Source organism: Sandarakinorhabdus sp. (assembly GCF_041689835.1).
Classification (GTDB): domain Bacteria; phylum Pseudomonadota; class Alphaproteobacteria; order Sphingomonadales; family Sphingomonadaceae; genus Sandarakinorhabdus.
In genome coordinates this window covers 1-4,483 of the sequence record NZ_JBDNFM010000239.1, presented here as the reverse complement: position 1 = coordinate 4,483, position 4,483 = coordinate 1, and the positions used below count along the sequence as shown (strand labels likewise).

6 protein-coding genes are annotated in these 4,483 nt (G+C 65.2%); 4 read left to right on the top strand and 2 right to left on the bottom strand.

The features are described 5' to 3' along the window. Positions 1-955 (bottom strand): N-acetylmuramoyl-L-alanine amidase (locus tag ACESL8_RS12495; RefSeq protein ID WP_372919353.1); only part of this gene is annotated, 955 nt, incomplete at its 3' end. 38 nt (positions 956-993) lie between these two features. Next, positions 994-2,268: a phosphopyruvate hydratase gene (gene eno / locus ACESL8_RS12490; RefSeq protein ID WP_372919351.1), complete on the bottom strand. Its 1,275-nt coding sequence runs from the start codon at positions 2,266-2,268 to the stop codon at positions 994-996. Positions 2,269-2,383: 115 nt separating this feature from the next. On the opposite strand from eno, the gene ACESL8_RS12485 reads away from it, so the two are divergent. Genes ACESL8_RS12485 through ACESL8_RS12470 form a run of 4 tightly spaced genes read left to right on the top strand, consistent with a single transcriptional unit; the run spans position 2,384 to position 4,431 of the window. Continuing rightward, the gene (locus ACESL8_RS12485) at positions 2,384-2,821 is read left to right on the top strand and encodes a hypothetical protein (protein WP_372919349.1); all 438 of its coding nucleotides are present in this window, start codon (positions 2,384-2,386) and stop codon (positions 2,819-2,821) included. After that, on the top strand, positions 2,821-3,231 hold the full coding sequence (locus tag ACESL8_RS12480) for a phage holin family protein (RefSeq protein WP_372919347.1): 411 nt from the start codon (positions 2,821-2,823) through the stop codon (positions 3,229-3,231). Before ACESL8_RS12485 ends, ACESL8_RS12480 begins: the two co-directional genes overlap by 1 nt. Continuing rightward, positions 3,228-3,725, top strand: coding sequence for a hypothetical protein (locus tag ACESL8_RS12475; RefSeq protein WP_372919345.1), 498 nt, complete (start codon positions 3,228-3,230; stop codon positions 3,723-3,725). Before ACESL8_RS12480 ends, ACESL8_RS12475 begins: the two co-directional genes overlap by 4 nt. Positions 3,726-3,777: 52 nt before the next feature. Further along, a complete protein-coding gene (locus tag ACESL8_RS12470; RefSeq protein ID WP_372919343.1) occupies positions 3,778-4,431 on the top strand; it encodes a phospholipid-binding protein MlaC in 654 nt (217 codons plus the stop codon). Positions 4,432-4,483: the final 52 nt, after the last annotated feature.

Below are 4,483 nucleotides of genomic sequence, written 5' to 3'. Positions count from 1 at the left end.
CGGCGATGGCATCGCTGGCCACGGCCGAAAGGGTATAAACCGAAGCCCCGCGCGCCTGATCGTTGGGCGCGCTATCGGCGTGGATGGAAATGAACAGATCGGCGCGGGCATCGCGGGCGATTCGCACCCGGCCGCCAAGCGGAATGAAACGATCATCATCGCGGGTCAGCTTGACCCGCACGCGGCCGCGATCACGCAAGATCCGCGCCGTCTCGCGGGCGATGGACAGAGTGATGGTCTTTTCATACCCGCCCAGCACTGAAATCGCCCCGACATCCCTGCCGCCGTGCCCGGCATCGATCACCACCAGCGGCTTTCCCCCGGTTCGGGATTTGGTGCCGCTAGGCGCGGCAGTTGGCAAGACGGCGGGCGGCAGGACGGCGGGCGGTTCCACAGGCGGTTTGGGCGGCGCTGCAACGGCTTTGTCCGGTGCCAGCTGTTCGGCTGGTTTTTCAATGGGTTGGGCGGCGTCCTCACGCGGGCGACCGAATTCGGGCGGCAGGCTGAAACTGCCTGTGGCCAAGGTGGGCGGCGGCGGCGGCCCTTGGCTTCTGAGCAGCGGCAGCGGCCGGCGACCGCGGGCGACCTGAGCAACAAACAGATCGGGCGGGACCCGTTCCAGAAACAGGGTGACCTGATTGCCCTGCGCCCGCGCCTCGCGGATGATCACCGGGGCTCGCAGATCGATCACGAGCCGGGCAGTGCCAGGCGCGAACATGGCAGCGCGCAGCGAGGCCACGCTGTTGGTGCCCGGCGCCGACAGCCCGGACCCGACAATGCCGACAAAATCCACCACCAGCCGGAACGGATCGGACAGCGCAAACGCCTTTGCCGCCGGTAATGGCCCATCGGCCGTGACGATCACCCGGCCCGGCTGGCTGTCCAGCGCAATGATCCGCGCCGCCCACCCAGGTGCAGCCCACAACAGGCACAGGATCAACAGGATGCGGCGCACGCCCTTTTCGATAGTGGGCGATGCGCAGGCAGGCAACCTCAGCGCAGCACGGATCGGCCGGCGTAAACGCCGTCCGAGCCCAGCTCTTCCTCGATGCGGATCAACTGGTTGTATTTGGCGAGCCGATCCGACCGGGCCAGGCTGCCGGTCTTGATCTGGCCGCAGCCGCAGGCCACCGCCAGATCGGCGATGGTGGCATCTTCGGTCTCGCCCGATCGGTGCGACATCACGGTGCGATAACGGTTGCGGTGCGCCATCTCGACTGCGGCCAGGGTTTCGGTGAGCGTGCCGATCTGGTTGACCTTGACCAGCAGGGCATTGGCCAGGCCGTCCTTGATGCCCTGCCCCAGCCGCGCCGGATTGGTAACGAACAGATCGTCGCCTACCAGTTGCACGCGGCTGCCCAGCGTGTCGGTGTGGATTTTCCAGCCCGCCATGTCGTCTTCGCTCATGCCGTCTTCGATCGACAGGATGGGATAATCGCCGGCGAGCTTGGCCCAGTAATCGGCCATTTGTGCGGGCGTGAGGGTGAGGCCTTCGCCGTGCAGATGATAGGCACCATCCTTGAAAAATTCGGTGGCCGCAGCGTCCAGCGCCAGCATCACGTCACCGCCAGGCTTGAAGCCGGCCTTTTCCACCGCCGCCATGATGAAATCGAGCGCGGCGCGCGTGCCATTCAAGTTGGGGGCAAAGCCGCCTTCGTCGCCTACCGAAGTGTTGTGGCCTTGCGCCTTCAGTTCGGATTTGAGCGTGTGGAATATCTCCGCGCCCCAGCGCACGGCTTCGGCGATGCTGCTGGCACCCACCGGCATCACCATGAATTCCTGCACGTCGATGGGATTGTCGGCATGGGCACCGCCGTTGATGATGTTCATCATCGGCACGGGGAGCAACCGAGCAGATACGCCGCCAATGTAACGGTGCAGCGGCAAACCGCGCGAATCCGCAGCCGCCTTGGCAACAGCCAACGACACGCCAAGGATGGCATTGGCACCAAGCCGGGCTTTGTTTGGCGTGCCGTCCAATTCAATCATGGCCGCATCAACGGCGCCTTGTTCCTCGGCTTCCATGCCGGCAAGCGCATCGAAAATCTCGCCGTTCACGGCAGCGACCGCCTTCAGCACGCCCTTGCCCAGATAACGCGCCTTGTCGCCATCGCGCAGTTCCACGGCTTCGTGAGCGCCGGTGGATGCACCCGAGGGCACGGCAGCGCGGCCGGTGCTGCCATCTTCCAGCACCACGTCGACCTCGACGGTGGGATTGCCGCGGCTGTCGAGGATCTCGCGGGCGTGAATATCGATGATCGCGGTCATGCGGGAAGCCTTCCGTACGCTATAGGTGAACCTGCCTGCTTGCGCAGCGGCGTCGGTCACGCCAGATAGAGGTGTGTGCCCGTGCGGGCAAGCATGACCTGATGTGGATGGCGCCATGACCGATAACCTGCCGATCGATGCCAGCGACTGGAATGGTGACGATGCCAGCGATGGCGCCGCGCAGATCAAACGTGGATTGGGCAGCGGCGGGATGGATAGCCTGACTGATTTTGCGCGCGGCCGTCTGATCGCCATGGTCGAAGAGGCCCGCGACAGCCTGGTGGGCCAGGTGCGCGGGCTGAAATCGCTGGCCGACCTTGTGACTGACAATCTGGGCCTGCCAACCGGCGGCCCGGCAGCCCCCGTTTCACGCCTGGTGGGCGAAGCCGCGGGCACCATCGATGCCATCGCCGATGCATTGGCCGAAAAATCGGTGGAGGAGCTGGTGGAAGACGGCCGTGAACTGATCCGTGCTCAACCGGCGGCGGCGGTGGGCATCGCCATCGCCATCGGTTTCCTGGCCGGCCGCATGCTCAAGGCAGCGCAGGACTGATGGCGTTCGGCGGCGGCCTGGCAGCCCAGGCTCGGCATATGGTTGGCGGCTTCCTGCTGCTGATGCAAACGCTGTCGCGGCTGACAGCAGCAGAATTGCGCGCCAATGCCGGCGCCTTGCGCGCGCCCCTGCTGATGCTGTTGGCGGCAGGCGCGCTGCTGTTCACCGCACTCACCCTGCTGTTGATCGCAGGCGTGCTGGCGTTGGCGAAAATCGTTGGCCCGGTGGCCGCTTGTGGAATCGTGGCGCTGGCGGCAGCGATCACGGGATGGGCGCTGGCCCGGCACGGCCTGTCGCGCATTGCTGCGGTGGATCTTGCGCCGCGCCGTTCCATAGCCACATTGCAGGGACAGATTGATCGTTTTGCCGCCCAGAAAAATGCGCCCAAAGCCAAGGAGCCCCGGCCATGACCGAAACCGCCACCATCGAGGATCTGGCCCGCGCTGCCGATGATGCCGGCGCCTTGCTGGCCGACGACCTCAATGGCCTTGCCGATCGCCTAACGCCGCGCCGCCTGATCGATGATGCGCTGGACGTGGTGAAGACGCGCGGCGCCGATCTGGCCCGCGACGCCGGCAATGTGGTGAAGGCCCATCCGGTGGCAACCGGCGCGGCGGTTGCCGCCATTGGGCTGGCGCTTTATGCCGGCAAACGCATCAGCAATGCCGAGCTCGATTTGGGCGATGGTTTGGATGATTACAGCGATTATGACGACAGCGCGCTGACCGCCGCCGCCAGCGACGGCACTGCGGTGCAGGATGCCCGTGCGCTGGTGAAGGACAATCCGGTGGTGGCGATTTTGGCCGGGATCGCGGCCGGCGTGGCGCTGGCCCTGCTGTTCCCGACCAGCGCGGCCGAAAAACGCAGCCTGGGCGCGCTCGGCCGACGGTTGACCAGTCTTTGAAAAGCTCGCCGCCCATGCCTGGTTCAGCTTCACCGTGCCATGACTGCCGGCTATGAAAAACGCCCTGCTCATTTCGGCCACTTTGGCCGCCGCCCTCCCCGCCCTGCCGGCGATTGCCCAGGTTGGCGCTGCTACGGCCGCCAATCCAGGTGATCCGGCGGCCCGTCCGTTCATCGAAGGGATGGTCGGCAAGGGTTTTGCCGTGCTGCGCGACAAATCGCTGTCACGGCCGGCAGCCCGGGCGAGGTTTCGCGCGATCCTGACGGAAAATGTCGCGCTGGATGATATCGGCATGCGCCTGATCCGCCGCCAGCGCGCCAGCCTGACACCGGTCCAGCTTGACGCCTACCGCGCCGCCTTTCCCGAATTCGTGCTGAATGCCTACGCCGATCGGCTGTACGACTATGCCGATGCGCGGGTGCAGGTGCAGCGCACGACCGCGCGCGGGCCGTTCACCGAGGTCTACACCCGCGTCACCCGCCCAAGCGCCCAGCCGATCGACACGATCTGGCAGGTCAAATCTGCCGGCGGCAAGCAGCTGGTAAACAATCTGGTGGTCGCCGGTGTGAACCTGTCGCTCACTCAGGAGGCGGATTTTGCCAGCTATATCAATCGAAACGGCTTTGATGCATTGGTGACGTTCATGAAAAGCGCCAATGCCAAGAGTTTGGCGGTGAATACACAGGAACGCACGGGGGCGAAGTGACGAGCCGGATCGATATTCACCCTAGCGCTTTCGTACATCCATCGGCCCAGAT

Bases quoted from the DNA above. Each gene is read 5' to 3' on its own strand.
- eno (WP_372919351.1), bottom strand. From the start codon at position 2,268: ATGACCGCGATCATCGATATTCACGCCCGCGAGATCCTCGACAGCCGC.
- ACESL8_RS12485 (WP_372919349.1), top strand. From the start codon at position 2,384: ATGACCGATAACCTGCCGATCGATGCCAGCGACTGGAATGGTGACGAT.
- ACESL8_RS12480 (WP_372919347.1), top strand. From the start codon at position 2,821: ATGGCGTTCGGCGGCGGCCTGGCAGCCCAGGCTCGGCATATGGTTGGC.
- ACESL8_RS12475 (WP_372919345.1), top strand. From the start codon at position 3,228: ATGACCGAAACCGCCACCATCGAGGATCTGGCCCGCGCTGCCGATGAT.
- ACESL8_RS12470 (WP_372919343.1), top strand. From the start codon at position 3,778: ATGAAAAACGCCCTGCTCATTTCGGCCACTTTGGCCGCCGCCCTCCCC.